Genomic DNA, 23,646 nt, shown 5'->3' on the forward strand with positions numbered 1-23,646 from the left:
GCTATCCCCTGCCCTGCGACATGCGAAACCCCGGAGGACGACCTGATGACCGCAACCCGCACCGAAACCGACAGCTTCGGCCCGCTGGAGGTTCCCGCCGACAAGTACTGGGGCGCGCAGACGCAGCGCTCGATCCTGAATTTCCCGATCGGTTGGGAAACGCAACCGGTGGCCATCGTCCGGGCTCTGGGTGTGATCAAGCGCGCCTGCGCGGAGGCCAACAAGGCCTCGGGCAAGCTGGATGCGAACCTGGCCGATGCCGTGATCGAAGCGGCGCAGGAAGTGATCGACGGCAAGCTCGACGACAATTTCCCGCTGGTCGTCTGGCAGACCGGATCGGGCACCCAGTCGAACATGAACGCCAATGAAGTGATCGCGAACCGCGCCATCGAGATCCTCGGCGGCGAGATCGGCAGCAAGTCGCCCGTCCATCCGAACGATCACTGCAACATGGGCCAGTCTTCGAACGACACCTTCCCGACGGCGATGCATATCGCCACGGCGGTCACGGCCCATGAGGTTCTGATCCCCGGTCTGGAAAAGCTGCACGCGGCGCTGGAGGAGAAGGTCAGGACCTTCGACGGGATCATCAAGATCGGCCGGACGCACACGCAGGACGCGACGCCGCTGACACTGAGCCAGGAATTTTCCGGCTACACCCATCAGGTGGCGATGGGCATCCGGCGGGTGAAAGCGGCACTTGGCGCGATCTACGAACTGGCGCAGGGCGGCACCGCCGTGGGCACGGGTCTCAACACCAGCCCCGGATGGGCCGAAGAGGTCGCGGGCAACATGGCCCGGATCACCGGCCTGCCCTTCGTGACCGCCCCCAACAAGTTCGAGGCGCTGGCCGCCCATGACGCGATGGTGGAAATCTCCGGCGCGCTGAGAACGGTCGCCGCGTCGCTGTTCAAGATCGCCAACGATATCCGCCTTCTCGGCTCCGGCCCGCGCTGCGGCCTGGGCGAGTTGATCCTTCCGGAAAACGAGCCCGGCTCCTCGATCATGCCGGGCAAGGTGAACCCGACCCAATGCGAGGCGCTGACCCAGGTCTGCGCCCATGTGATGGGCAATGACGCGGCCGTGGGTTTTGCCGGGTCGCAGGGCCATTTCGAGCTCAATGTCTACAAACCGATGATGGCGTATAACGTGCTGCAAAGCATGCAGCTTCTGGGCGACAGCGCGGTGGCCTTCACCGACAATCTCGTGGTCGGGCTGCAGGCCGACGAGGTGCGGATCGACAAGCTGATGCGTGAATCGCTGATGCTGGTGACGGCGCTGGCCCCCACCATCGGCTACGACAATGCCACCAAGGTCGCAAAGACCGCGCACAAGAACGGCACCACCCTGAAGGAGGAGGCCATCGCGCTCGGCTTCGTCGACGAGGAGACCTTCGAGGCGGTGGTCCGGCCCGAAAACATGGTCGGCCCCAAATGAGCGAGATCGTCAACCTGAACAAGGCCCGCAAGATCTGCAGCCGGGCGGAGAAGAAGGCGGTGGCGGACGCGAATGCCGTCAAGCACGGGCGCAGCAAGGCCGAGCGGATGCTGGACGCCACGCGGGACGCGCAGGCGCGCAAGCTGCTTGACGATCACGAGCGCGAAACCGAATGAACGCCCGGCCCCGCAAGCGGTCCCTGACCTTGCGGGGCCATCGCACATCCGTGTCGCTGGAAGATGCGTTCTGGGAGGAATTTCAGCGCATCGCCCTGGCCCGCGGGCTTTCGGTGAACGAACTGGCCGCCGAAGTCGACGAGGCGCGAGGGCTGGAAAGCGGGCTCGCCTCGGCGATACGGGTCTATGTGCTCCAGACCGTCGCGGGGCGTTGAGCGCGCGCCCCAAAGCACCGGCGCAAACCCATAGGCAGACGGCAGCTTACCGCCGTGTCACGCGCAGGACGATCCCGTCGCGGGCCCGCACTGTCAGATAGGCCACGGGCACCGGGTCGCGCCCCGCGACGCGCTCGAAGCGGAACGCACGAACCAGCATCGAGAGCAAAAGCGGCCCTTCGACCATCGCGAACCCCGCGCCCGTGCAGACCCGCGCACCGGCGGAAAAGGGGATATAGGCCTCCCGCATGCAGCGCCGCCCATTCTCGGTCTGCCAACGCGCGGGATCGAAGCCGTCGGGATTGTCCCAGATCCGGTTGTGCCGATGCAGATGCCATGGGGAGATCACCAACTGGCTGCCGACCCGGATATCCCTGTCGCGGAACCGTTCCGGACAGGTGGTCTCGCGCACCATCATCGGCACCGGCGGATAGAGCCTCAGCGCCTCCCGGAACACATCGCGGCTGAGTTTCAGCCTGGACATCACGGAGAAATCGGGCCCGTCCAGCATCTCCGCCTCCCCGGCCAGCCTTTCCTGCCAGTCGGGGTACATCGCCAGAAGACAGAGCGCCCAGCCAAGCGCGCTGGCGCTGGTTTCATGACCCGCGAGAAAGAAGATCGCCACCTGATCGACCATTTCCTCGGTCGAGAAGGTTTCGCCGGTCAGCGGGTCAGCGGTTGTCATGATCTTCGTGGCCAGATCGTCGGGCGCGGTTCCCGCCTCGATCTCGGCCATGCGCGCGGCGGTCAACTGGGTGATCAGTGCGCGGATCGACCGGGCCGTCGCCCGGGTTCTGGCCCTGTGGCCGCGCGGCATCCAGCGCGGCAAGCTCAGGAAAGCGGCGGCGTTCAGGATCGGCTGCGTGCGCTGATACTCCCGAAACTCGGCAAAGACGCGCGCGGCGATCTCGTTCTCGATCGGGAGCGAGAAAAGCGTGCGAAAGATCACATCCGCCGCCGCATGGCTCATCTCGGGCTCCACATCGAGGATGCCGTCAGGCATCCGCGCCACCGCGGCCTCCCCCGCGGCCCAGATCGCCGGGAACGTGTCGCGCAGGCGCCCGCCTTCGAAGGCCGGGTCGATGATCCGCCGCTGGCGCTTCCAGGTCTCGCCATTGGTCAGAAACACCGAATTGCCCAGAAGCGGGCGCAACCCCTCCCCCACGCGGTCGGATTTCGGGAAATCCTCGGGGCGTTCCTTCAGGACCGTTTCGATCAGGGCCGGCTGGTTCAGCAGATAGGAGCGGAAGAACGGCGTGCGGAACTCGGCCATCCACGCGCGGTAGAGCCGCGCCGGCTGCGCCGACAGGATATCGTCGCGGAACAGCCGCAGATAGCGCAGCAGCGAAACCCGGTCCGGGCGGGGCACCGGTTTCGGCGGGATCATGCGGCCACGCTCGTGAACCGGTTCACCGCGCGCTCGATCCGGCTTCTGGACGGCGCGCGCCCGGCAAACCGGCTGTGCAGGCTGCGCGGTCCGGCGGTGATCCGGAAATAGTCATAATCCCGCGGCCGGTCGAACGCGTTGAGATACTGGAAATGCAGCTCGAACAGCCGCCAGCGAAGCGCCTTCCACCGCGCCGGGCTGAGCGTTTGGGTGAAGGCCGCCGAGATCACGAGGGGCCAGCGTTTCTCCGCCGGGGCGACACCGGTCACGGCCACCGGATCGCACAGCGCAAAGGCGCAGCCGTCACCGGGTGCGGTCACATCGACCCATGTGATCTCCACGCGCGTGCTCAGAAAGGCCAGATCCGCGCGCAGCCTGTGCGCCTTCGGCAGGAAGGACACCATCGGGATCACCTGCCCGAGGCTCAGCAGCGCCAGACGCGGGCCCCGATCCGGCACCCGGCCCGCGCGGATCAGATCCGCGAGGATCGACACCGCGATATAGGCACCCGAGGAATGGCCCACGATCAGCACCTCGTCCACATCCCCGCGCAGCGCCCTCTCGATCCGGTCGGCAAACTCCGCCATCCGTGCTTCCTGCGCCGGCGGGTAGGCGCCGCCATAGCGCGCGGAAAAGGCGTAGTCATGCATCAGGTAATAGGCCAGAAACCGGCCATCCTGCCGGCGGAACAGATCCAGCACGGCCCAGACCATCACCAGCCCCAGCACCAGACCGAAAAAGGACAGCGGTATTCCCAGAACCCGGACACCCAACCATTCCACCGCAAGCGCGGTCGCAAGCCCGACGCCCAGCGCCAGAAGCAGTTGAACAAGCAGGAACACGACCGGATATAGCGCGGCGATGACCGGCCCCTTGCGCAGCCGCATCAGCCGGAACAGCGCGCCCGACCCGATATAGGCCCATGCCGTGCGGACAAGCTGGCCATAGGTGGCCAGGATCCCCTGTTTCATGGAGGCCCGCACGATGTCGGACCAGTACATGACCTCGACATCGGTTTCGACGGTCTGCCCTTCCATGACGGCCTGCACATGCCAGCCGAACCTGCCGTCCGTCCGCTTGGGTCCGAGCGCGATCTCATAGCCCGAAACGGCGGCCTGCGCCGCCGCCTCGCGGCGGTATCGTTCGCGGTACTTGCGGGGAGGCACGGGGTCATAGCCGGGGATATACATCACCCGGCGGCGGTGGACCTCTTGGGGGGACGGGTCGCTCATCAGCCCTGCCTAGATCTGGAGTTGGGCCAACCTATGGCAATTCAGCCCAAAAGGCCAAGCGCCGGGAAGGTTTCCAGCAGCCAGAACGCAAAGGCCGAAAACGCCCCCGTCATCAGCGCCACGCCGACGCCGACCAGCAACAGCCCCATGATCCGTTCGATCGTCTTCATGTGGCGTTTCAGCCGCGTCATCAGCCCCATCGCCCGTTCGATGAAGGCCGCGGCCAGCAGGAATGGCAATCCCAGACCGACGGCATAAACGCCCAGAAGCGCCGTGCCCCGTTCGACGCTCGATTCCGTGGCCGCGATTGACAGGATCGCGCCCAGTTGCGGCCCGATGCACGGTGTCCAGCCAAAGGCGAAGGCCAGCCCCAGAACATAGGCGCCAAAGGTCGAACCGCCGCGGTCGCCCGCATCCATCCGCGCTTCCCGGTCCAGGATCGGAATTCGGAAGATACCCAGAAAATGCAACCCGAAGACGATGATCACGGCACCTGAGATTTGCGCCAGAAGTATCTGATTTTGAAGAAAGAACTGCCCGAATATCGACGCGGTGAAGCCAAGGAACAGGAACACCGTCGACAGGCCCAGAACAAAGAACAGCGCCGCGACCACGGCCTTGCGGCGCGCGGCACCCGCGGCGGCCATCTCGTTCATCGAAATGCCGCCCATATAGGCAAGATAGGGCGGCACGATGGGCAAGACGCAGGGGCTGAGAAAACTCAGCACGCCCGCGGTCAGCGCCACAAGCATCGCCGGCAAGAGCGACGCATCGAAGAGATCGATTCCGAACATGTCTCCTGCCTATCCCGGTCGGGCGCAAAGGTCACGTGCGCTGCGGTCACATATCCGTGGACAGATGCACGGCGGCGATTTATGCCGCATATCCGATGGAGTTCGATCTGGATATCGATGCGCGCGGGCTGTTGTGCCCGCTTCCCGTTCTGCGGCTGCGCAAACGCATGGGCCCGCTGAAGGCGGGTCAGGTCGCGCGGCTTCTGGCCGATGATCCGGCTGCATTCGTCGACGTGCCCCATTTCTGCGCCGAACAGGGGCACGGCTTTCTGGGGACAGAGGATCTTGACGGTGCGACCGCCTATCTGGTCCGAAAGGGCTGACAGCCTGATCCGTGGCGAGCGAAACCCCCTGCAAGCTGGCCTCTTGCAGGGTCCCGATCTACCGCCGTTTCAGCAGAACAGCACCATGGCACGCGCATCCCAGGCCAGATCGGCGCGGTCCCCACGGTCCAGCACCCGCCGGCCCGGCATGTTCCGCATCGAAACCTGGACTATGTTCGGGGCGCCATCCAGACGGATGTCGTAATAGGTCATGTCGCCGTAATAGGTCCGCTCCTCGACCACGCCCTGCGCCACACGTTCGGCGTTTTGCCCATCGAAGAGCAGTGTCATGCTTTCCGGTCTGAGCCCGATGCTGATCTCTCCGCCGGTTCCCATCGGGCATTGATCGGGCTCCAGTATCGCGCGGCCTAGGCCCGGTACCTCCACCTCGACCGACGGGTTGCCGGCCTCGATCAGGCGGGCGGGCAGGAAGTTCATCATTCCGATGAACTCGCCCACCTTGCGGCTGGCGGGGCGGCGATAGAGGTCCTGCGGCGGGGCCAGTTGGGCGATCCCGCCCTCGAACATCACGGCGATCCTGTCGGACATGATCAGAGCCTCTTCTTGATCATGGGTCACCAGAATGAAGGTGATGCCGACCTGCCGCTGCAGCCGGCGCAGCTCGGTCTGCATCTGCTCGCGCATCTTCTTGTCGAGCGCCGAAAGCGGCTCGTCCAGCAGCAGCACCTTCGGCTTCAGGATCAGTGCGCGCGCCAGTGCCACGCGCTGCCGCTGCCCGCCGGACAGCGCATGGGCCGCGCGGCCGCCATAGCCGCCAAGCCCCACCATCTCCAGCGCCTCGCCAACGGCCGTCTTCTTCTCCGCCCCGCTCATGGGTGACTTGCGCAAGCCGAACCCCACATTCTCGGCCACGCTCAGATGCGGGAAAATCGCATAGCTCTGAAACACCATGTTGGTAGGCCGACGGTTCGGCGGAACGCCGTCCATGTCCCGCCCGTCCAGCAGGATGCGCCCGCCAGAGATATCCTCGAACCCCGCGATCGCCCTCAACAGCGTGGTCTTGCCGCAGCCCGACGGGCCAAGCAGCGAAAAGAACTCGCCCTGCCCGATCTCGGCGTCTATGCCGCGCAGCGCGTGATACTCGCCATAATACTTCTGCACCCCCTCAAGGGTGATGATGGGGCCGCGCATGGTGTCGCTCACAAGAACCCTCCGGTGTCGTCAAGGCCCGCCCGGCGCAGACCCCGGCGGCGGAAATACTCGGCCGTGACCAGCAGCAGAATGGACAGAACCACCAGGATCGTCCCAAGCGCCATGATCACCGGCAACCGGCCGGGGAAGCGCAGCTGCCCCCACAGATAGACCGGCAGGGTCGGTTCGTTCCCCGACAGGAAAAAGGCGATGATGAACTCATCCAGGCTGATCGTGAAACAGATCAGCAGCGACGCGACGATCCCCGGCATGACCAGCGGAAGGGTCACCAGCCGGAAGGTCGAAACCGGTGTCTCGCCCAGATCCACCGCGGCCTCCTCCAGGCTTTTGTCCATATTCGCGAAACTGCCGTTCAGGATGGCGATCGAGAACGGCGTGCAGATCAGCACATGGCCCGCGATGACTGTCCAGATCGAGGGTGACAGGCCCACCTGCAACATCGCCACCAGCAGCGAGACCGCGACGATGATTTCCGGCAGGACCAGCGGCAGCATGACGAAGCCGAGGATGCCGCCCTTGCCCGGAAAGCTGTGGCGGTTTCCGGCACGCGCCGCGAAAAGACCGAAACAGGTGGCCAGAATCGCCGTGGTCACCGCGATGAAGATCGAGTTGACTGTGGCATCGTGCAGCGCCTCGGTCCGGGCCAGTTCCACGAACCAGTTGACCGTGAAGCCCTGCAACGGGAAGGCGATGATCGTGCCGTCATTGAAAGCGAAGAGCGGCAGCAGGATGATCGGCGCATAGAGAAACACCAGATAGGTGATGGCGTAGACCTTCAGCCCCCTCATCTGCCGCGCGTCCAGCGACGGGTGACGAAGACCAGCAGCAGCGAGATGACCGTAACGCTCAGCATCGCGATCACCGCCAGCGTCGCCCCCATGGGTGCGTTGTTCAGGCGCATGAACTGGGTCTGGATCATGTTGGCGATCATCGTGCCGCCGGAGCCGCCGACCAGACGCGGCGTCACGTAATCGCCGATCGTTGGAATGAACACGATAAGGATCGCGGCCAGGACGCCGGGCATGGCCAGCGGCAGGGTCACACGGAAAAACGTCGCGACCCGGCTTTCGCCCAGATCGCGCGCGGCCTCCAGCAGACTGCGGTCGATCTTTTCTAGGCTGACGAAGATCGGCAGGATTGCGAATGGTGCGAATGCATGGGCCAGGGTGATGATGACCGCATTGGCGTTGTAGAGGATCCAGCTCAACGGCTCGTCAATGATCCCGAGGCCCATCAAGGTGCCGTTCACCGGCCCGTCGAAGGCAAGGATCACGCGCCACAGGAACACCCGGATCAGGTAGCTGGTCCAGAACGGGATGGTGATCAGGAACAGCCAGAGCGACTTGCGGTCCGGGCGCACGTGGAAACTGACGAAATAGGCGATGGGAAAGGCCAGAAGCACGGTGACCACCGTCACCGCACCGGCAATGCGAAGCGAACGGAACAGAAGTTCCGAATAGAGCGGATCCGACAGCGCCTCGCGGTAGTTGTCCAGCGTGAAGGTCCGGTCGATGGTCAGGAAATCCTGCGTCCAGAAACTGAACAGCAGGATCGTTCCCAGCGGCGCGGCCAGCATCGCAAGCGCATAGATGAATGGCGGAGCAACCAGCGTCAGACCCTTGCCGCTGTCTGTCCGAAAAGCTCTGCGCAGCCGCGCGGTCTGACTCATCGAGGTCCCGTACCCCCTGCCCGGTTCAGGAACCAAGGTTTACGACAAGCGCAGCCGCGCGCAAGCTATTCCTCGACGCTCAGCGCCTGAACACTGTGCAGGATCTCAAGCTGCGGCGGGCCGTCATACATCTCCGCATTCCCCTTGGCGCCCTTGTGTGCGGCGCGGAAGGCCTCGGATTTGGTCCATGCGACGAAGCTGTCCTCGTCCCGCCAGACGGTGTGGGAGATGTAAAGGCGGCTGTCGTCATCCGCCGCACCTTTCAACAGGTTGAAGGATTGAAACCCATCGACGGTCTTCAGATGGCTGTCCCGGGTTTTCCAGACCGTCTCGAAGGCCTCCTCCTGACCGAGCTTCACCCTGAAACGGTTCATCGTCAGATACATAAGCGGCATCCTTTCTTCGCTTGCGTAAAAAAACCGACCGCCTCTGGGACATTGCGCAGCGCAATGCGATTGCCTCGATCAAGGTCATGTGCGGTGTATGTAGCGGCATCCGACGGGAATGAAAATGCGCGTCGGACAGATGGCCCGGCGATATCGCCCCGCCGCCTCGCCCGAAAGCGCACCGGGTCCGGAAACGGCAAAAGGGCCACCCGGTCGGGTAGCCCTTTGCCATGAGATGTCGCCGAATTCAGCGCTTGGAGAACTGGAAGCTCTTCCGCGCTTTTGCCCGGCCGAATTTCTTGCGTTCCACCACGCGGCTGTCGCGGGTCAGGAAGCCTGCGGCCTTCAAGGCGCCGCGCAGCCCCGGTTCGTAAAGCTGCAACGCCTTCGAAATCCCGTGTTTCACGGCACCGGCCTGGCCCGAGAGGCCGCCGCCCTTGACCGTGGCCATGACGTCGAACTGGTCCTCGCGACCGGCAACCGTGAACGGCTGGCGGAGGATCATCTGCAGAACCGGACGCGCGAAATACTCGCTTTGATCCTTGCCGTTGACCACGACCTTGCCGGAGCCCGGCTTGATCCAGACGCGGGCAACCGCGTCTTTCCGCTTGCCGGTGGCGTAGGAGCGGCCAAGCGCGTCGCGCACCGGCTCGCGGGTGATTTCGGGGTCCGGGCTGGCGGGAGCCTCGGGGGCGGGAACGGCGCCGTCTTCAACGGCCCCTTTCAACTCGTCGAGCGATGTCAGTGTCTCGGCCATGCTCATGCGCTCCGCGTATTTTTAGGGTTCATGGATTTCACATCCAGCACGACAGGCTCCTGCGCCTGATGGGGATGCTCGGCGCCGGCATAGACGCGCAGATTGGTCATTTGCTGACGGCTGAGCTTGCCGCCGGGCAGCATTCGCTTCACCGCCTGGGTCACCACACGTTCGGGATGATCGCCTTCGAGGATCTGGCCCGTGGTGCGGGATTTGATCCCGCCCGGATAGCCGGTGTGCCAGTAATTGGGTTTGTCGCGCTTGTTGCCCGTCAACTGCACCTTGTCGGCATTGATGACGATCACGTTGTCGCCCATATCCATGGAGGGCGTGAAGCTCGGCTTGTGCTTGCCGCGCAGCCGGGTGGCGATGATCGAGGCAAGCCGGCCCAGAACCACGCCCTCGGCGTCGATCAGGATCCACTGCTTGTCGATATCCGCCGGAGTGGCAGAAAAGGTTTTCATATTCGGTGTCCTTTGAAGACGTCGTCTTGGGGCACATCATCCGGTGCCCGCGGGATGGGTGTCTTCTAAAGGAGTTACGCGCCGCGTCAAGGGCCTTTGTTTCGCTAAAATGCTTGCGAAACAAAGGCTTGTTATTAAGGTATTATTTTACCCCAGAACATTTCGGCGTCACCCGCCCTATTCCGCCGGTCCCGGCCCCTTCAGGACCGATTGCACGGTATAGACCAGGATCGCGGCGCCCACCGCGCCCAATGTGGCGATGCCGAGCACAAGGATCAGGTCGATCGGGCCGCCGATATCTCGCAAATGCGATTTGGTGATCGCGAACACGAACCAGACCGCGGCCACCGCGCCTATGGGCATGAAAAGCTGCGCAAGCAAGAACTTCCGCCAGCTGACCGACCGGTCGCGGATCAGCACGAAGACATAGGCCAGCGTGATGATCACCGCCAGCACGACAAGGCCCCAGAACAGGCCGCGGCCGAACATCTCCTCGAACACGGCGATGAAGGTTCCGATCGTCGGGTTTTCCATGGTCTTTCCCCTTCTCTCTCAGGCCCGGCCACGCAGCATGGCGTTGTAAGTGGCTTTCAGGCCGATCTCCTTGATCAGCCAGCTGACCCACAATTCCTCAAGCGGCGCGATGATGCCCGGGAAACTGGGAACCAGATCGTTGTTGTAATCGAACTCGATCAGCATCGCGCGGCCCACCCGCGTGATCAGCGGACAGGAGGTATAGCCGGTATAGATATGGTCCGTCTGCCCCCCGGCGATCTGCGCGATCAGCTGGTCCTCGACCACGGGCACCTGCCATTTCACGCTGGCCGCGGTCTTGCCCTTGGGTACGCCGGCCACGTCGCCAACCGCAAAGACGGTGTCGTAACGGGTATGGCGAAGCGTGTATTGATCGACCTCGATCCAGCCCTGTTCCCCGTTCGCCCCGGTCTGCCAGGACAGTCCGCTGTCGCGCACCACCTGCGCCGCACGCATCGGCGGAATGACATTGGTGAAATCGAACGCGATCTCTTCGCTGCCGCCATCGGGGGTGCGGAATGTCGCGACCTTCCGGCCCGGGTCAATCGCCGTCATCACCCGGTTGTAGCGGGTGTCGAAGCCTTGCCGGTCATACAGCATGCGGACCTTCTCGTTCACGATGGGGACGCCGAAAAGCGAACCGGAATGGGCGCAATAGATAATCTCCATCCGGTCCCGGGTGCCTTTGCGGCGGGCATAGTCATCGGTCAGGAAGGTGTATTTCAGCGGTGCGCCGGCGCATTTCATTTCCGTCGCGGGCCGGGTGAACAGCCCCACGCCGCCCTCGTCGGTGAACCGGTCCATCTCGCGCCAGGTCGCTTCCGCCTCTTCGGGGCCCGCATAGACCGAGCCGATGCCGTTCTGGCCGATCAGATCGCGGGACATCCCCTCGATCCCCTCGTAATGCAATTCCAGCCCCGAGGCGACGATCAGATAATCATAGTCCAGCCGGTCCCCGGTGGACGTGGTCACGCGCCGCGCTTCGGGGTCGATGCCGGTCGCCGCGCCCTCGATCCATGTGATGTCGCGCGGCAGCCAGTCCGCCGTGGCCGAGACGGAGTATTCCGCCGGACGCAGCCCCGCCGCGATCAGCGTGAAACCCGGCTGATAAAGATGCCGCTGGCGCGGGTCGACGATGGTGATCTGCGCGCCGTCGATCCGGGTGCTGAGACGGTTGGCAAGGGCCGTGCCCGCCGCCCCGGCCCCGATGATCACGATCCGGGCGCTGCTCTGGATGGTCTGCGCCTCGGCGGCGGGCGCGGCCGGCAGCGCACTGATGGCCCCGCCTGCGGCGATCAGGCCCAAAAGCCGGCGACGTGTTTCGAAATCGGGTTGGTCAGGCATCTGTCCTCTCCCCCAAGGCGCAGTGATTGGTTTCCGGCGCTATAGTATACGGCGACAACCATTAACATTGACATAGATCAAACCGGGCAAAACCGCTTGATCCGACTCGGGCGCCTGACTAGCCAGAACGGACCGCACCGCATCCAGATCCCGAGAGGCCGGCCCCGCATTGCCCGACACACCCTCCCAGAGCTTCGGCACCCATCTTCTGATCGAACTGACCGGGGGCACGGGCCTGGATGATGCGGCGCGCGTGGAACAGGCGTTTCGCGAGTGCGTGGCGGCCTGCGGGGCGACGTTGCTGCACCTGCACACGCACCGGTTTCAGCCCCACGGGATCACCGGCGTCGCCATGCTGGCCGAAAGCCACATCACCGCGCATACATGGCCCGAAATCGGCTATGGCGCGTTCGACGTGTTCATGTGTGGCACCGCCACGCCCTGGCCCGCGGTCGACGTCCTGCGGCGCGCCTTTTCGGCCACCGACATTCGGGTCAGCAAGATCGAAAGAGGCCCGGGTGGGGCCAAGAACCTCGCGGCGGAGTAACCCTCAGCGCTCGGGCGGAATCGAGTAGGTCAGCGTCGCGCGCGCCACCGGTTTGTCGCCGCCTTCGGAATAGATCAGGCAATCGCCCACCGCCAAAGCCCGGCCCAGCTTCAGAAGTGTCGTATGGCCGATCAGATCCGCGCCCGCCACGGGCTTGCGCATGAAATCGATGGAGCAATTCGTGGTCACGGCCAGCGCCTTGGGCCCGATCATCGCCAGAACCGCCAGATAGACGCCCACATCGGCCAGCGAAAACATCGTCGGGCCCGACACGGTCCCACCCGGGCGCAGATGCTGCTCCGTGACCAGAAGGCGGACACGCGCGGTGCCCTCGCCCAGCTCTTCGATCCGGAAGATATCGGCAACCTGCGGGAATTCGGTTGCCAGAAACGCCTGCAGCGCCTCCTTGTCCATCGCCAACGCCATTGCGCCACCCCCTTCTTTCGCCCTAGGCTTCGCGGGTTTTCTGCGACTTGGCAAGGGAGTGTGACGTGGCCGAGCAAATCTTGATTCGGGAAGATATCGGCGCGATCACACGCCTGACACTCAATGCGCCCGGCAGCCTCAACGCCCTGTCGGATGCGATGCTGGCGCGGCTGAAAGAGGAGTTTTCAAGCCTGATGCAGGATACCGGCCAGCGCGTGGTCGTTCTGCGTGGCGCGGGCAAGGCTTTCTGCGCCGGCCATGACCTGAAGGAGCTTCGCGCCAAGAGACAGGAGGCCGACAAGGGCGCGATCGCGATCCGCGACCTGTTCGATCGCTGCGCCGAGGTGATGCAGATGATCCCGCGCCTGCCGCAGCCGGTCATCGCGCAGGTCCATGGCATCGCCACGGCGGCGGGCTGTCAGCTTGTCGCCTCCTCCGATCTGGCCGTGGCGTCCGACGAAACGCGCTTTGGCGTGAATGGGGTGAATATCGGGCTCTTCTGCTCCACGCCGATGGTGGCGCTGTCGCGCAATGTGCCGCGCAAGCAGGTGTTCGAGATGCTGACCACGGGCCGTTTCATCTATGCCAATCGCGCCGCCGAACTGGGCCTGATCAACAAATCCGTCCATTCCGAGGCGCTAGAAAGCGAAACGATGGACCTTGCCGAAACCATCGCCGCCAAACTCGGCAGCGCCGTGACGGTCGGCAAGCGCGCCTTTTACGAACAGCTGGAACTGCCGTTGAACGCAGCCTACGCGATGACCGGCGCGGTCATGGTGGAGAACATGCTGAATGATGACACTGCCGAAGGTATCTCGGCATTTCTCGAAAAACGGATCCCGGACTGGTCGCAAGGCTGATACACAGCGGCAAGGGCCATGAGGCCCGGAACAAGCCGGCGGACGACCGGCAGCACGGATCGGGACACAATACATGACATACAGACTATTGCCGGCGCTCGCGCTGGCTTTCTTTGGCGCGGCCGCGTCCGCGCAAAGCTTTGATGGCGCAAGCATCGTGCTGGAACAACAGCAGTATGACGACGGAGGGGGCTTTACCGTCACCTCCCGCGAAATCGGGGCAGATATCGCGTTCGCCTTCAACGGCGGGTTTGGCGCGCAACTGGGCTTTGCCCATTCCTCCGAAACCGACAGTTCCGACCCGTCTCTGGATTTCGAGTCGAACAATTCCTATGCACTGCATCTTTTCTACGATGCGTCGGACGCGGTTCGGCTCGGTGTACTGGCCGCCGCCGACACGTTCAACGATGGCGACCAGTTCCTCGGGGTGGAGGGGGTTTTCCTCAATGACAGGGTACGGGCCGAGGCGCGGATCGGGCGTTTCGTCTCGGATGTGGAGCCTGCAAATCTCTACGAACTCCACGGGTCCTATACGCTGACCGACAGGGTTCGCCTGCTCGGCATGCTGCGCCGGGTCGATTTTGACGACAGCCTCGGCCACTACAATCTGGGCTCGCTCGGCATCGGCTTTGGTGTGACCGAGAGTGCGGAGCTTTATGCCATCTACGCCCGCCACGAAAACGATTTCGGCCCCGCCACCGGTGTCTATAACGGCGACGTGGTGAGCTTCGGGTTGCGCGTGACCTTCGGGCCGCAAAACGACCGGATGTTCACCTACACACAGTTCTATTGAGCGCCTGAACACGGGCGGTGCGGTAGCAGGACGACCCTGCCGCACCGACACCCACGCGCCCACGCTTGCGGGGGCACCGGGGATCAGGGTCAGGATTGATTGATTTTCTCCGTACGGCATGACTCACGGGTCAAAAGTGCCCTGCCAAGCCCATGCGAGCCGACAAACGCAGATACCAGCGGCGCAATCGCATCGAAATCATGTTCGGTAGGCTCAAGGATTGGCGACGTGTCGCAATCTGCCATGACAGATGTCCCAAGGTCTTCCGCTCTGCAATCGCTCCAGCCGCAACCCCATCTATTGGCTGCCGGTCCAGACCCTAGAACCCGTAGATCGCCCCGAACTTCGCGTCCAGATACTCCAGAAGCGGCTCGACGCCGACCGGTGCACCCGTGGCGTGCTCAATCGTCTCGCGCGGGGGGCGCAGCCCGCCATGGCGCTGCAACCTGTCTCGCAGCCAGTCAAGCGCCGGGGACGGATCGCCCGTGGCTAGCGCAGCGTCCAGATCCGGCAGATCGCGCCGCAGAGCCTGATGCAGGCACCCGGCATAGACATTGCCAAGCGAATAGGTCGGGAAATACCCGATCAGCCCCGCCGACCAATGCACATCCTGCAAGACGCCGTTCGAGGGCTTGTCGACCGCCACCCCGAAATCGGCCAGAAACCGGTCGTTCCAGGCCGCTTCCAGATCCTGCACGGCCAGATCCCCCGCCAGCATCGCGCGCTCCAGATCGAAACGCATCAGGATATGGAGGTTGTAATGCACCTCGTCCGCTTCGGTCCGGATATGGCCCGGTGCCACGCGGTTGACGGCGGCGTGAAACGCCTCCTCCCCCTGTACGTTCAGCGAACCGAACCGGTCGCGCATCCGGCCATAGAGCCAGCCGGTGAAGGCCCGGCTTCGGGCAAGCTGGTTCTCGTAGATCCGGCTCTGGCTTTCATGCACGCCCATCGACACGCCCTGTCCGAGGGCGCTGAGCACCAGATCCGGCGCGATGTTCTGCTCATAGCAGGCATGCCCGACCTCATGGATCGTGGAATAGAAGCAGCCAAACGGCTCCGCCTTGTCGACCCGGGTGGTGATCCGCACGTCATGGCCGCTGCCGGAACTGAACGGGTGCACCGCCTCGTCGATCCGGCCGCGGTTCAAATCGTAACCGAAGGCGCGGGCAAGCTCCTCCGCCAGGGCCAGTTGCTCGGCTTTCGGGAACACACCCTTGAGCGGCGCCGGGTCATGGCCGCTTTCGGCCACCGCCGCGCGCAGGGCTACAAGGCGCGGGCGCAGCGCACCGAACATCTCGTCCAGCGCCGCGCCGGTCATGCCCGGCTCGTAATCCTGCAACAAGGCGTCATAGGCATCGCCGCCGCCCGAGAGCGCCGCGGCTTCCTGCTGCCGCAAGGACAGGATTTCCGACAGAACAGGCAGAAAAGACGCCACATCCTCGCTGGCACGCGCCCGCGCCCATTGCCCGTGGGCAAGTGCCGTGGTCCGCACGATGGCCGCCGACAGATCCGCGGGCACTTTCGCCGCCCGGTCATAAGCCCGCCGGATCAGCCTGACATGGGCCTTCTCGGCCTCGGTTTCGGGGTTGGCCGCCGCCAACCAGTCGGCCACCCGCGGATCGACCCGGCGGCCATGCAGCACGGCCTCCAGTGCGGCCAGTTCCTCACCGCGCTGCTCCACCGCCCCTTCGGGCATCACGGTCTCCTGATCCCAGCTCAGCCGCCCCATCACCTGGGCCAGCGCCTCAGTCTGGCGCTGAAACGCCAGAAGCTCCGCCATCGCGCTCATCTGTCCTATCCCCTTATCGATTGTGGCAGCGGGTAGATGCTCAGGAACCGCGCGCGCAGCACCAGAACCACCAGCACCACCGCCCCGAACTGATGCAAAATCGCCAGATGCCACGGTGCCGAATGCATCACGGTCACGATCCCCAGAACCATTTGCCCGAACAGGATCACCGCCAGCCAGTCGAAGGACCGCCGCGTGCTGACAAGCGCCGAACGTCGCGCCGCAAACCAGGCCCCGATGCCGAAGAGAACAAGCAGATAGCCCACGATCCGGTGGAAGAACTGAACCGTCCCGTCATTTTCGAACAGGTTGCGCCAGACCGGATCCAGCGCCCACATATCGGGCGGGGTGAAACCGCCCGCCATCAGCGGCCAGTCGACATAGTTGCGGCCCGCATCGATGCCGGCCACCAGCGCCCCGATCACTACCTGCAGAAACGTCAGATGGAGGAGCCCCGTGGACATCCCCTTCAGGCGCCGGTCGCCGTTGCGTCGCGCCTGCATCAGCGCTGCTTCCTCCCGGCCAAGCGCCATCACATACCACGCGATCAGCCCCAGGATCACGAAGGCCAGCCCCAGATGCACCGCCAACCGGTAGGAGGCGACATCGAGCATGCCCGCCTCCAGCCCGGAGGAAACCATCCACCAGCCGATCGCACCCTGCAAACCGCCAAGCGCCCCGAGCAACAGCAACCGCCCGGTCCAGCCCACAGGCATCCTGCGCGTCGCGAGAAAGCCCACGAAGCCAAGCACCCAGACCAGCCCGATGACCCGGCCCAGTTGCCGATGGCCCCATTCCCACCAATAGATCACCTTGAACTCGTCAAGGCTCATCCCGCGGTTCTGAAGCTGATACTCCGGGATCGCCCGATAGGCGTCGAACTCGGCCTGCCAGTCCTCCGCGCTGAGCGGCGGCACGGCGCCCGTTACCGGGGCCCATTCGGTGATCGACAGGCCACTGTCGGTCAGCCGGGTCAGCCCGCCAACCGCGATCATCACCACGACCAGCGCGAAGAGCACCATCAGCCAGACCCGCACCAGCGCGCGCCCACGCCCGCGCCCGCCGCTGACCCCGCCGGGCACCGCCGCGGGTTTCTGCGTCTCCGTCACCTCTTCGAAAATACTCCGGCTCATGCCGCCTGCCCCGCCTCCATCGACCTTCCGCCAGAGCTATCGCAAGCGCCGCGCCCCTTCAAGCGACGGCGGCATCCTGTCACGGACTCCACGGCGCCTTGCATTGTGCCACACGGATCGAGGTGCAGCCCGAAGCGCCGCGGGCGCGCGCCCCGCGATCAGCGCGACTTGCCGGCCCAACGCACCATCTGCCGCAGGATCCCGTGCAGGATCTGCACATCCGCGCGGGTCAGCGGCAACCGCCCCCACATGTTGCGCAGGTTCACCTTCATCCCCTCGGCCTTGGTTTCGGGAAAGAAGAAACCGGCCGCCTCCAGTCTCTGCTCGAAATGATCGCCGAGCTTCTCCAGTTCCAGACCGGTCGCGAAATCGGTGCCCGCCATTTCCATCACTTCCGGCGGCACCTCGGCCCCGGTGCGGCGCCATTCATAGGCCGTCAGCAAGACGCATTGCGCCAGATTCAGCGATGGAAACTCCGGGTTCACCGGCACCGATATGGTCGCGTCCGCCAGAACGATATCCTCGTTCTCCAGCCCCGCGCGCTCGGGGCCGAACATCACCCCGACCTTGCCGCCTTGGGCCTGAATGGCGCGCGCCTGTTCCATCGCGCGCTCCGGCGTCACGATCGGCTTGGTCAGGCCGCGCGCGCGCGCCGTGGTGGCGAACACATAGGTGCAGTCGCGGATCGCCTCCGGCACGGTGCTGCACAGCCCCGCCTCGTCCAGCAGCCGCCCCGCCCCGCTGGCCAGCGCCACCGCGCGCTCGTTCGGCCATCCGTCGCGGGGCGCCACCACACGCATCCGGTCCAGCCCGAAATTCCACATCGCCCGTGCCGCGGCACCGATATTCTCGCCCATCTGCGGACGAACCAGAATAAAGACAGGATCGCTCATGCCGCCCGTCTAGTGCCGCACCGGTCGTCGCGCAATCCCCCCCCATTGTTCGGCCGGGCCGAACCCGCTATCACCCCCGCCAGACCGAAGGACAGCGCCATGACCGAAACCCCGCAGCTTTACCTGATCACGCCCCCCGTTTTCGACCCGCAGGCCTTTGCGCCGCGGCTGGCGGCCGTGCTCGATGCGCATCCCGTGGCCTGCCTGCGCCTGACGCTGGCCACCACCGACGAAACCGACGTGACCCGCGCGGCGGATGCGCTGCGCGAGCTGGCCCATGCCCGCGACGTGCCGCTGGTCATCACCGCCCATCTGCAACTGGTCGAGAAGCTGGGGCTCGATGGTGTGCATCTGACCGATGGGGCCCGTTCGGTCCGCAAGACCCGGAAAGAGCTGGGGGCCGATCCGATCGTTGGCGCCTTCTGCGCGGTCTCCTCCCATGAGGGGATGACCGCGGGCGAGGCGGGGGCCGATTACATCGCCTTCGGCCCGGCCGGCGACAGTGCGCTTGGCGACGGCACGCGGGCCGGGCAAGAGCTGTTCGCCTGGTGGTCCGAGATGATCGAGCTTCCGGTGGTCGCCGAGGGCGCACTCGATGCGGGGCTGATCGAAACGCTTGCCCCGGTTGTCGATTTCTTCGCCATCGGCGAGGAGATCTGGCGCGAGGACGATGCCGCCGCCAGCCTCAGCCGGCTCACCGCTCCGCTTCGCTGAGCCCCGCGCGCACCGCCGTTTCGCAGGCCAGCGCCAGCGCCTTGCGGTCGGGTATGTCGGCCACCGCGATGTGCGGGTGGTAGATCACCACCACCCGCCCGTGGGCCCGCGTCGCCAGCATTCTCAACAGGTTCGGGCCAAAGCCCATATCGCCCCACCAGCCATAGAAGTGCGGCGCCTCGCCCGCCGGGGCGACATAGCGCAGCGTGACGGGCTGGATATGCAGGATGTCGCGCAGCCGGTCGGCATGGAAGGCCGCGAAAAGCGTCGATTTGAAATCCAGCACCCGCTGCCCGTCGGTGCTGGTGCCTTCGGGAAAGAACAGCAGCCTGTGACCGGCGGCCAGGCGATCCTCGAAAAGGGCCTGCTGCGCCCTTGCCTCACCCCTGCGGCGATTGATGAAAAGCGTTCCCGTCCCGCGCGCCAGCCAGCCGATGCCACCCCAGCCACGGACCTCGGATTTCGCCACGAAGTAAAGCCGCTTGTTTGCGTTCAGAACGAAGATATCCAGCCAGCTGACATGGTTGGACACGAAGGCGCCGCGCGCGTGCATCGGCGTGCCGATCACCTGTCGCCGCAGACCCAGTATCCGGCAGGCCCAGATACAGACAAACTGCGTGATCCACGGGGTGATCGGCCGATCCATCCCCCAGATCGGCGCCTCCACAAGGCGCAGCACAAGGAGCAGGGGAAAACAGACCGCCAGAAGCAGCAGAAGGGCCGCGCCGCGCAGCCCCACGCGCAGCCACCCCGCCGGACCGATGGCCGGGTCCTTCGGCGGCGGCACCCCGGCCCATGTGATCACGCGACCGCTCCGCGGGTGTAGATATCGCGATGCCGGGCCGACATCCGGCCGGTGTCCAGGACCAGGCAGATGTCGATGCAGTTGAAGGGCCGGTCGATGAACGCCCCCTCCCCCACGAAGCCGCCCAGACGCAGATAAGCCTTGATCAACGCCGGGATCTCGCGGGTGGCGGCGGGCCGGTCCAGATCCGCCGCCGCCATCAGATCCATCCGCTGGAACGCGGCCTCCCGGGCGCGCACGCGCAACTCCGCCGGGGCCAGATGACGGTGATGCAGGAACGACAGGGGCTGTGCCAGCGGCGCGGGGTCGGTCCCGTGAAACGACGCGACCCCGAACATCACTTCGATCCCGTGATCGGCCACATAGGCCGCCAGCCCGTTCCAGAGATGCATCAGCGCCGTGCCGCCGCGATACTCCCGATGGACGCAGGAGCGCCCAAGCTCCAGCAGCCGCCGACCGGAGGATTTGAGCGGGTCCAGATCGTACTCGTCCTCGGAATAGAACTGACCCGCCGCGCGCGCCTGATCCGAGCGCATCACCCGATAGACACCGACGACCTTGTCATCTGGGGGACGGCGATGATCCAGCAGCAGCAGATGGTCGAAATGGGGGTCGAACCGGTCCCGCTCCAGCCGCGCCTCGTGATCGACAAGCGCCCCGTCGCCGCCAAGTTCGGCCACGAACACCTCATATCTCAGGCGCTGCGCGGCCCGCATGTCGGCCGCGTCCTGCGCAAGACGCAGCTCAAAATGGCCATCATCGATCTGCATGCCTCTCCTCACAGCGTCCCGGGCGCGGTTTACCAAAGCCCCGCTTGAACGCAAGCATCCGCCGCGATCGGCGCTTTGCCGCCGAGCCGGATGATGTTAGCGTTCCGTTAACCAGGCGGTTTCTAGAGTACCGGCTGCCACCGAAATTCACGAAAGGATGTCGATGACCAGCCCCACATGTGCGCCATCAATCACAACCTTTCCCTCATGTTCGAAATTCACCGTGATCTTGCCGCCGATATTGGACTGCACCTGTCCCAGGCCCCAATCGGGACGGTCCGGATGGCGCACCAGCATTCCGGGCTCCAGGATCGCATTCAGATCGTCTGACATATCGAGGCTCCGCTGATGGACGACAGAAAGATATTTCCGCCCGAGGATCTGGCCGCACTGGTCGGCTCGCGGCTCTGCCACGATCTGGTCAACCCGCTCGGCGCGATTGGAAACGGCGTCGAGCTGCTGGCCATGACAGGCAGCGCCGATGGCCCTGAGATGGCGCTGATCGGCGATGCGGTCAAGGATGCACAGGCGCGGATCAGGTTCTTTCGCATCGCCTTCGGCGCGGCGGGCGCCGAGCAGGAGATCAGCCGGCGCGAAACCGACGAGATCCTGACGGCGCTTTTCGCCACAGGCCGCCTGCGGGTGACATGGCACCCGGACACCGCTTTGCCCCGGATCGATGTGAAACTGGCGTTTCTGATGCTGAATTGCACCGAAACCGCCCTGCCCATGGGCGGCACCGTCGAGATCCGACGGCACGACGAGCAGCTGGAACTGGTCGCGGAAGGCCCGCGCGTCAACGCGGACCGGGCCCTTTGGCAATTGCTGGAACACCCGGGCCAGACGACCGATGTGCGCGCCGCGGAGGTCCAGTTTCCGCTGTTGCGCGACGCAGCCTTTGGCGTCGGGCGTGCGCCCCGCGTGACGATCGGCGATGCCGGGCTGACGATCACCCTTTAGCCAAGCGGGGCCAGTCCGGCGCGGAAACGCCGCATGTTCTGCCGGTAATGTTCCGCGGAGGCCAGAAGACCCGCACGCGCGGCGTCATCCAGCTCCCGCACGACCTTTCCGGGTGCGCCCATCACAAGGCTGCCATCGGGGATGATCTTGCCTTCGGTCACCAGCGCGCCGGCGCCGATCAGGCAGCCCTTGCCGATCACCGCGCCGTTCAGCACCGTCGCGCCCATCCCGATCAGGCTGCCATCGCCGATGGTGCAGCCATGCAGCATGGCCTTGTGCCCGATGGTACAATCCGCGCCGATACGCAGCGGGCAGCCCGGATCGGTGTGAAAGACGCAGTTTTCCTGAACGTTGGATCCCGCGCCAACCCGGATTTCCTCGTTATCGCCGCGCAGGGTGCACCCGAACCAGATGCTGGCCCCCGCCTCCAGAACCACGCGCCCGATCACATTGGCGTCCGGCGCGATCCAGGTGTCTTCGGCGATCTCCGGGGCGATCCCGTCCAGCGCATAGATCATGTCAGCCCCTCCTCGAACTGGTCGTGCAGCATCCGCACATGGCCCTGAAGGCCCGGCTGCTGCGCCTGTTTCAGCCGCTCGGCCTCCACGATCTGCTTCAGCCGGGCTTCGGTCGTGTCCAGATCGTCGTTGATCAGCACATAGTCGTAGCCGTCCCAGTGGCTGATCTCGTCCCAGCTTTTCTGCATCCGCTTTGCGATGGTCTCGGGCGTGTCCTGCCCGCGCGCCTCTAGGCGCCGTCTCAACTCGTCGATGGAGGGCGGAAGGATGAAGATCGACAGCACGTGATCGCGAAGCGCGCTGGTCTTGATCTGCTGCGCCCCCTGCCAGTCGATATCGAACAGCACATCGCGCCCCGCTTCGATGGCCTCGGCCACCGGCGCCACCGGGCTGCCGTAGAAATTGCCGAAGACGAAGGCATGTTCCAGCATCGCGTTCTCGGCGACCATCTTCTTGAATGCCGCCTCGCTGAGGAAATGATAATGCTCGCCATCCACCTCTCCGGGCCGCGGGGGCCGGGTCGTGGCGGAGACGGAAAAGCTCAGTGACGGGTCCCAGTCCATCAACCGGCGCGCCAGGGTCGATTTGCCCGCGCCGGAGGGCGACGACAGGATGATCAGCAATCCGCGGCGGGTCTGGGGGGCCATCCGGCTACTCCACGTTCTGAACTTGTTCGCGCATCTGATCAATCCGCACTTTCAGGTCAAGGCCGATCCGCGTCAGCTCCGTATCGGCGGATTTGGAACACAGCGTATTGGCCTCGCGGTTGAACTCCTGCATCAGGAAATCAAGCTTTCGGCCCACCGGCCCCTCTGCGCTCAGCAGATCGCGCGCCGCGGTGACATGGGCGCGCAGCCGGTCGATTTCCTCGGTCACGTCGGCTTTCACCGCCAACAGCGCCAGTTCCTGCGCCAACCGCGCGCTATCGACGGCCTCGGCCGCCGCGATCAGCTTGGCGACATTGGCGCGGAACGCGTCCGCGATGGCATCCTGACGGGCCGCGGCGCGCGCGGCTGCGGCCTCAACCAGCGTGACGATCTCGTCCAACTGCCGGTCCAGCACACCCAGCAGCGCGGCCCCTTCGGCGGCGCGCATCTGGTGAAACGCGGCCAGAAGCCGTTCGAAATCATCCAGAAACACACGGGCGTCGGGCGGATCGGGCTCGGCGCCCCGGGCATCGAAAACGCCGGGCATCGCCAGAATGTCGGCCGGGCGCGGTGCGGCCACGACGATGCCCGCCGCCTCGGCGGCACGGGTGGCCTGCGCCATGGCCGCAAGCGCGGCCTGCAGGGCGGTTTCGTCGACCGATTGCGCCGTCGATCCGTCAGTCCGGGCCAGCCTGAGCGTCAGGTTGATGTTGCCGCGGCCCAGAGCCTTGCTCATCCGGTCCCGCAAGGGCGCCTCCAGCGCGCCCATCCGGTCCGGCAGCCGCAGCCGCAGATCCAGCCCCTTGGCATTCACGCCCCGCATTTCCCAGGACCAGACCAGCCCCGGAACGGCCCCTTCGCGGGCCGCGTATCCCGTCATCGAGTTAACCATTTAAG

30 protein-coding genes and 1 pseudogene are annotated in these 23,646 nt (G+C 65.0%); 10 read left to right on the forward strand and 21 right to left on the reverse strand.

Annotated features, from left to right (window positions below; all coding sequences use genetic code 11):
• Window positions 1–45: 45 nt before the first annotated feature.
• From fumC to ACQ651_RS07585, 3 genes are read left to right on the forward strand one after another with little or no spacing between them, the layout of a single operon-like run.
• Window positions 46–1,437 carry a class II fumarate hydratase gene (fumC, locus tag ACQ651_RS07575; protein ID WP_430448951.1) on the forward strand — a complete coding sequence of 464 codons (1,392 nt, stop codon included), beginning with the start codon at window positions 46–48 and terminating at the stop codon, window positions 1,435–1,437.
• Window positions 1,434–1,613 (forward strand): DUF4169 family protein, encoded by a 180-nt coding sequence (locus ACQ651_RS07580; protein ID WP_430448952.1) that lies wholly within the window; start codon window positions 1,434–1,436, stop codon window positions 1,611–1,613. Before fumC ends, ACQ651_RS07580 begins: the two co-directional genes overlap by 4 nt.
• On the forward strand, window positions 1,610–1,828 hold the full coding sequence (locus ACQ651_RS07585) for a ribbon-helix-helix domain-containing protein (RefSeq protein ID WP_227286571.1): 219 nt from the start codon (window positions 1,610–1,612) through the stop codon (window positions 1,826–1,828). Before ACQ651_RS07580 ends, ACQ651_RS07585 begins: the two co-directional genes overlap by 4 nt.
• A 46-nt stretch (window positions 1,829–1,874) precedes the next feature.
• Here the strand turns inward: ACQ651_RS07585 and ACQ651_RS07590 are convergent, their stop codons facing one another.
• Genes ACQ651_RS07590 through ACQ651_RS07600 form a run of 3 tightly spaced genes read right to left on the reverse strand, consistent with a single transcriptional unit; the run spans window position 1,875 to window position 5,241 of the window.
• Window positions 1,875–3,215, reverse strand: coding sequence for a cytochrome P450 (locus ACQ651_RS07590; RefSeq protein WP_430448953.1), 1,341 nt, complete (start codon window positions 3,213–3,215; stop codon window positions 1,875–1,877).
• Window positions 3,212–4,447 carry a hypothetical protein gene (locus ACQ651_RS07595; RefSeq protein WP_430448954.1) on the reverse strand — a complete coding sequence of 412 codons (1,236 nt, stop codon included), beginning with the start codon at window positions 4,445–4,447 and terminating at the stop codon, window positions 3,212–3,214. The genes ACQ651_RS07590 and ACQ651_RS07595 overlap by 4 nt, the downstream gene beginning before the upstream one ends.
• A 41-nt stretch (window positions 4,448–4,488) precedes the next feature.
• Window positions 4,489–5,241, reverse strand: coding sequence for a cytochrome c biogenesis CcdA family protein (locus tag ACQ651_RS07600; RefSeq protein ID WP_227286574.1), 753 nt, complete (start codon window positions 5,239–5,241; stop codon window positions 4,489–4,491).
• Between the two features lie 95 nt (window positions 5,242–5,336).
• On the opposite strand from ACQ651_RS07600, the gene ACQ651_RS07605 reads away from it, so the two are divergent.
• A complete protein-coding gene (locus tag ACQ651_RS07605; protein ID WP_227286770.1) occupies window positions 5,337–5,564 on the forward strand; it encodes a sulfurtransferase TusA family protein in 228 nt (75 codons plus the stop codon).
• 69 nt (window positions 5,565–5,633) lie between these two features.
• On the opposite strand, the gene ACQ651_RS07610 is transcribed toward ACQ651_RS07605, so the two are convergent.
• From ACQ651_RS07610 to ACQ651_RS07645, 8 genes are all read right to left on the reverse strand, one after another.
• A complete protein-coding gene (locus tag ACQ651_RS07610) occupies window positions 5,634–6,716 on the reverse strand; it encodes an ABC transporter ATP-binding protein (protein WP_121897849.1) in 1,083 nt (360 codons plus the stop codon).
• Window positions 6,717–6,724: 8 nt separating this feature from the next.
• On the reverse strand, window positions 6,725–7,525 hold the full coding sequence (locus tag ACQ651_RS07615; RefSeq protein WP_227286575.1) for an ABC transporter permease: 801 nt from the start codon (window positions 7,523–7,525) through the stop codon (window positions 6,725–6,727).
• Window positions 7,522–8,406 carry an ABC transporter permease gene (locus tag ACQ651_RS07620; protein WP_430448955.1) on the reverse strand — a complete coding sequence of 295 codons (885 nt, stop codon included), beginning with the start codon at window positions 8,404–8,406 and terminating at the stop codon, window positions 7,522–7,524. Before ACQ651_RS07620 ends, ACQ651_RS07615 begins: the two co-directional genes overlap by 4 nt.
• 65 nt (window positions 8,407–8,471) lie before the next feature.
• Complete coding sequence (locus ACQ651_RS07625) at window positions 8,472–8,792, reverse strand: antibiotic biosynthesis monooxygenase family protein (protein WP_227286577.1); 321 nt, start codon at window positions 8,790–8,792, stop codon at window positions 8,472–8,474.
• A gap of 247 nt (window positions 8,793–9,039) precedes the next feature.
• Window positions 9,040–9,549: a 30S ribosomal protein S9 gene (rpsI, locus tag ACQ651_RS07630; protein ID WP_375552182.1), complete on the reverse strand. Its 510-nt coding sequence runs from the start codon at window positions 9,547–9,549 to the stop codon at window positions 9,040–9,042.
• Between the two features lie 2 nt (window positions 9,550–9,551).
• Window positions 9,552–10,013 (reverse strand): 50S ribosomal protein L13, encoded by a 462-nt coding sequence (gene rplM / locus ACQ651_RS07635; RefSeq protein WP_121897853.1) that lies wholly within the window; start codon window positions 10,011–10,013, stop codon window positions 9,552–9,554.
• Window positions 10,014–10,190: 177 nt separating this feature from the next.
• Window positions 10,191–10,547: a DUF5368 domain-containing protein gene (locus ACQ651_RS07640; RefSeq protein WP_227286579.1), complete on the reverse strand. Its 357-nt coding sequence runs from the start codon at window positions 10,545–10,547 to the stop codon at window positions 10,191–10,193.
• Between the two features lie 18 nt (window positions 10,548–10,565).
• The gene (locus tag ACQ651_RS07645) at window positions 10,566–11,891 is read right to left on the reverse strand and encodes an NAD(P)/FAD-dependent oxidoreductase (protein ID WP_430448956.1); all 1,326 of its coding nucleotides are present in this window, start codon (window positions 11,889–11,891) and stop codon (window positions 10,566–10,568) included.
• 169 nt (window positions 11,892–12,060) lie between these two features.
• Here ACQ651_RS07645 and speD point away from each other — a divergent pair, with 169 nt between their 5' ends.
• Window positions 12,061–12,438, forward strand: coding sequence for an adenosylmethionine decarboxylase (speD, locus tag ACQ651_RS07650; protein ID WP_430448957.1), 378 nt, complete (start codon window positions 12,061–12,063; stop codon window positions 12,436–12,438).
• A 3-nt stretch (window positions 12,439–12,441) separates the two neighbouring features.
• Here the strand turns inward: speD and ACQ651_RS07655 are convergent, their stop codons facing one another.
• Complete coding sequence (locus ACQ651_RS07655) at window positions 12,442–12,864, reverse strand: PaaI family thioesterase (RefSeq protein ID WP_375552180.1); 423 nt, start codon at window positions 12,862–12,864, stop codon at window positions 12,442–12,444.
• Window positions 12,865–12,929: 65 nt separating this feature from the next.
• On the opposite strand from ACQ651_RS07655, the gene ACQ651_RS07660 reads away from it, so the two are divergent.
• From ACQ651_RS07660 to ACQ651_RS07670, 3 genes and pseudogenes are all read left to right on the forward strand, one after another.
• Window positions 12,930–13,724, forward strand: a complete 795-nt coding sequence (locus ACQ651_RS07660) for an enoyl-CoA hydratase (protein WP_430448958.1) — start codon at window positions 12,930–12,932, stop codon at window positions 13,722–13,724.
• Window positions 13,725–13,797: 73 nt separating this feature from the next.
• Window positions 13,798–14,517 (forward strand): hypothetical protein, encoded by a 720-nt coding sequence (locus ACQ651_RS07665; protein ID WP_430448959.1) that lies wholly within the window; start codon window positions 13,798–13,800, stop codon window positions 14,515–14,517.
• A 155-nt stretch (window positions 14,518–14,672) separates the two neighbouring features.
• Window positions 14,673–14,824: pseudogene (locus ACQ651_RS07670) on the forward strand (IS5/IS1182 family transposase); the annotation flags it as partial.
• Window positions 14,825–14,836: 12 nt separating this feature from the next.
• Here ACQ651_RS07670 and ACQ651_RS07675 read toward each other — a convergent pair.
• From ACQ651_RS07675 to ACQ651_RS07685, 3 genes are all read right to left on the reverse strand, one after another.
• Window positions 14,837–16,309, reverse strand: a complete 1,473-nt coding sequence (locus ACQ651_RS07675) for a carboxypeptidase M32 (RefSeq protein ID WP_430448960.1) — start codon at window positions 16,307–16,309, stop codon at window positions 14,837–14,839.
• Window positions 16,310–16,314: 5 nt separating this feature from the next.
• Window positions 16,315–17,442, reverse strand: coding sequence for a heme A synthase (ctaA, locus tag ACQ651_RS07680; protein WP_430448961.1), 1,128 nt, complete (start codon window positions 17,440–17,442; stop codon window positions 16,315–16,317).
• 158 nt (window positions 17,443–17,600) lie between these two features.
• Entirely contained in the window at window positions 17,601–18,335 is a 735-nt protein-coding gene (locus ACQ651_RS07685) for an RNA methyltransferase (RefSeq protein WP_227286587.1), read from the reverse strand.
• A gap of 99 nt (window positions 18,336–18,434) precedes the next feature.
• Between ACQ651_RS07685 and ACQ651_RS07690 the strand changes: the two genes are divergently transcribed.
• Window positions 18,435–19,049, forward strand: a complete 615-nt coding sequence (locus ACQ651_RS07690) for a thiamine phosphate synthase (RefSeq protein WP_227286589.1) — start codon at window positions 18,435–18,437, stop codon at window positions 19,047–19,049.
• Here ACQ651_RS07690 and ACQ651_RS07695 read toward each other — a convergent pair.
• From ACQ651_RS07695 to ACQ651_RS07705, 3 genes are all read right to left on the reverse strand, one after another.
• A complete protein-coding gene (locus ACQ651_RS07695) occupies window positions 19,030–19,854 on the reverse strand; it encodes a lysophospholipid acyltransferase family protein (RefSeq protein ID WP_430448962.1) in 825 nt (274 codons plus the stop codon). The two genes, ACQ651_RS07690 and ACQ651_RS07695, sit on opposite strands and share 20 nt — an antisense overlap.
• Entirely contained in the window at window positions 19,851–20,624 is a 774-nt protein-coding gene (locus ACQ651_RS07700) for a GNAT family N-acetyltransferase (RefSeq protein ID WP_375552175.1), read from the reverse strand. The genes ACQ651_RS07695 and ACQ651_RS07700 overlap by 4 nt, the downstream gene beginning before the upstream one ends.
• Before the next feature lie 147 nt (window positions 20,625–20,771).
• Complete coding sequence (locus ACQ651_RS07705) at window positions 20,772–20,957, reverse strand: DUF3553 domain-containing protein (RefSeq protein WP_121897866.1); 186 nt, start codon at window positions 20,955–20,957, stop codon at window positions 20,772–20,774.
• Between the two features lie 15 nt (window positions 20,958–20,972).
• Between ACQ651_RS07705 and ACQ651_RS07710 the strand changes: the two genes are divergently transcribed.
• Window positions 20,973–21,584: a histidine phosphotransferase family protein gene (locus ACQ651_RS07710; RefSeq protein WP_227286592.1), complete on the forward strand. Its 612-nt coding sequence runs from the start codon at window positions 20,973–20,975 to the stop codon at window positions 21,582–21,584.
• On the opposite strand, the gene ACQ651_RS07715 is transcribed toward ACQ651_RS07710, so the two are convergent.
• From ACQ651_RS07715 to ACQ651_RS07725, 3 genes are read right to left on the reverse strand one after another with little or no spacing between them, the layout of a single operon-like run.
• Complete coding sequence (locus tag ACQ651_RS07715) at window positions 21,581–22,102, reverse strand: gamma carbonic anhydrase family protein (RefSeq protein ID WP_227286593.1); 522 nt, start codon at window positions 22,100–22,102, stop codon at window positions 21,581–21,583. The two genes, ACQ651_RS07710 and ACQ651_RS07715, sit on opposite strands and share 4 nt — an antisense overlap.
• Window positions 22,099–22,749: a guanylate kinase gene (gmk, locus tag ACQ651_RS07720; protein ID WP_227286594.1), complete on the reverse strand. Its 651-nt coding sequence runs from the start codon at window positions 22,747–22,749 to the stop codon at window positions 22,099–22,101. Before gmk ends, ACQ651_RS07715 begins: the two co-directional genes overlap by 4 nt.
• 4 nt (window positions 22,750–22,753) lie before the next feature.
• Window positions 22,754–23,629 carry a YicC/YloC family endoribonuclease gene (locus ACQ651_RS07725; RefSeq protein WP_430448963.1) on the reverse strand — a complete coding sequence of 292 codons (876 nt, stop codon included), beginning with the start codon at window positions 23,627–23,629 and terminating at the stop codon, window positions 22,754–22,756.
• Between the last annotated feature and the right edge of the window lie 17 nt (window positions 23,630–23,646).

Source organism: Rhodophyticola sp. (assembly GCF_965284195.1).
Classification (GTDB): Bacteria; Pseudomonadota; Alphaproteobacteria; order Rhodobacterales; family Rhodobacteraceae; genus Rhodophyticola.

What these genes read in the sequence shown, in the direction of transcription:
- fumC (WP_430448951.1), top strand. Translation starts at nt 46, where the DNA reads ATGACCGCAACCCGCACCGAAACCGACAGCTTCGGCCCGCTGGAGGTT.
- ACQ651_RS07580 (WP_430448952.1), top strand. Translation starts at nt 1,434, where the DNA reads ATGAGCGAGATCGTCAACCTGAACAAGGCCCGCAAGATCTGCAGCCGG.
- ACQ651_RS07585 (WP_227286571.1), top strand. Translation starts at nt 1,610, where the DNA reads ATGAACGCCCGGCCCCGCAAGCGGTCCCTGACCTTGCGGGGCCATCGC.
- ACQ651_RS07590 (WP_430448953.1), bottom strand. Translation starts at nt 3,215, where the DNA reads ATGATCCCGCCGAAACCGGTGCCCCGCCCGGACCGGGTTTCGCTGCTG.
- ACQ651_RS07595 (WP_430448954.1), bottom strand. Translation starts at nt 4,447, where the DNA reads ATGAGCGACCCGTCCCCCCAAGAGGTCCACCGCCGCCGGGTGATGTAT.
- ACQ651_RS07600 (WP_227286574.1), bottom strand. Translation starts at nt 5,241, where the DNA reads ATGTTCGGAATCGATCTCTTCGATGCGTCGCTCTTGCCGGCGATGCTT.
- ACQ651_RS07605 (WP_227286770.1), top strand. Translation starts at nt 5,337, where the DNA reads ATGGAGTTCGATCTGGATATCGATGCGCGCGGGCTGTTGTGCCCGCTT.
- ACQ651_RS07610 (WP_121897849.1), bottom strand. Translation starts at nt 6,716, where the DNA reads ATGCGCGGCCCCATCATCACCCTTGAGGGGGTGCAGAAGTATTATGGC.
- ACQ651_RS07615 (WP_227286575.1), bottom strand. Translation starts at nt 7,525, where the DNA reads ATGAGGGGGCTGAAGGTCTACGCCATCACCTATCTGGTGTTTCTCTAT.
- ACQ651_RS07620 (WP_430448955.1), bottom strand. Translation starts at nt 8,406, where the DNA reads ATGAGTCAGACCGCGCGGCTGCGCAGAGCTTTTCGGACAGACAGCGGC.
- ACQ651_RS07625 (WP_227286577.1), bottom strand. Translation starts at nt 8,792, where the DNA reads ATGTATCTGACGATGAACCGTTTCAGGGTGAAGCTCGGTCAGGAGGAG.
- rpsI (WP_375552182.1), bottom strand. Translation starts at nt 9,549, where the DNA reads ATGGCCGAGACACTGACATCGCTCGACGAGTTGAAAGGGGCCGTTGAA.
- rplM (WP_121897853.1), bottom strand. Translation starts at nt 10,013, where the DNA reads ATGAAAACCTTTTCTGCCACTCCGGCGGATATCGACAAGCAGTGGATC.
- ACQ651_RS07640 (WP_227286579.1), bottom strand. Translation starts at nt 10,547, where the DNA reads ATGGAAAACCCGACGATCGGAACCTTCATCGCCGTGTTCGAGGAGATG.
- ACQ651_RS07645 (WP_430448956.1), bottom strand. Translation starts at nt 11,891, where the DNA reads ATGCCTGACCAACCCGATTTCGAAACACGTCGCCGGCTTTTGGGCCTG.
- ACQ651_RS07655 (WP_375552180.1), bottom strand. Translation starts at nt 12,864, where the DNA reads ATGGCGTTGGCGATGGACAAGGAGGCGCTGCAGGCGTTTCTGGCAACC.
- ACQ651_RS07665 (WP_430448959.1), top strand. Translation starts at nt 13,798, where the DNA reads ATGACATACAGACTATTGCCGGCGCTCGCGCTGGCTTTCTTTGGCGCG.
- ACQ651_RS07675 (WP_430448960.1), bottom strand. Translation starts at nt 16,309, where the DNA reads ATGAGCGCGATGGCGGAGCTTCTGGCGTTTCAGCGCCAGACTGAGGCG.
- ctaA (WP_430448961.1), bottom strand. Translation starts at nt 17,442, where the DNA reads ATGAGCCGGAGTATTTTCGAAGAGGTGACGGAGACGCAGAAACCCGCG.
- ACQ651_RS07685 (WP_227286587.1), bottom strand. Translation starts at nt 18,335, where the DNA reads ATGAGCGATCCTGTCTTTATTCTGGTTCGTCCGCAGATGGGCGAGAAT.
- ACQ651_RS07690 (WP_227286589.1), top strand. Translation starts at nt 18,435, where the DNA reads ATGACCGAAACCCCGCAGCTTTACCTGATCACGCCCCCCGTTTTCGAC.
- ACQ651_RS07700 (WP_375552175.1), bottom strand. Translation starts at nt 20,624, where the DNA reads ATGCAGATCGATGATGGCCATTTTGAGCTGCGTCTTGCGCAGGACGCG.
- ACQ651_RS07705 (WP_121897866.1), bottom strand. Translation starts at nt 20,957, where the DNA reads ATGTCAGACGATCTGAATGCGATCCTGGAGCCCGGAATGCTGGTGCGC.
- ACQ651_RS07710 (WP_227286592.1), top strand. Translation starts at nt 20,973, where the DNA reads ATGGACGACAGAAAGATATTTCCGCCCGAGGATCTGGCCGCACTGGTC.
- ACQ651_RS07715 (WP_227286593.1), bottom strand. Translation starts at nt 22,102, where the DNA reads ATGATCTATGCGCTGGACGGGATCGCCCCGGAGATCGCCGAAGACACC.
- gmk (WP_227286594.1), bottom strand. Translation starts at nt 22,749, where the DNA reads ATGGCCCCCCAGACCCGCCGCGGATTGCTGATCATCCTGTCGTCGCCC.
- ACQ651_RS07725 (WP_430448963.1), bottom strand. Translation starts at nt 23,629, where the DNA reads ATGACGGGATACGCGGCCCGCGAAGGGGCCGTTCCGGGGCTGGTCTGG.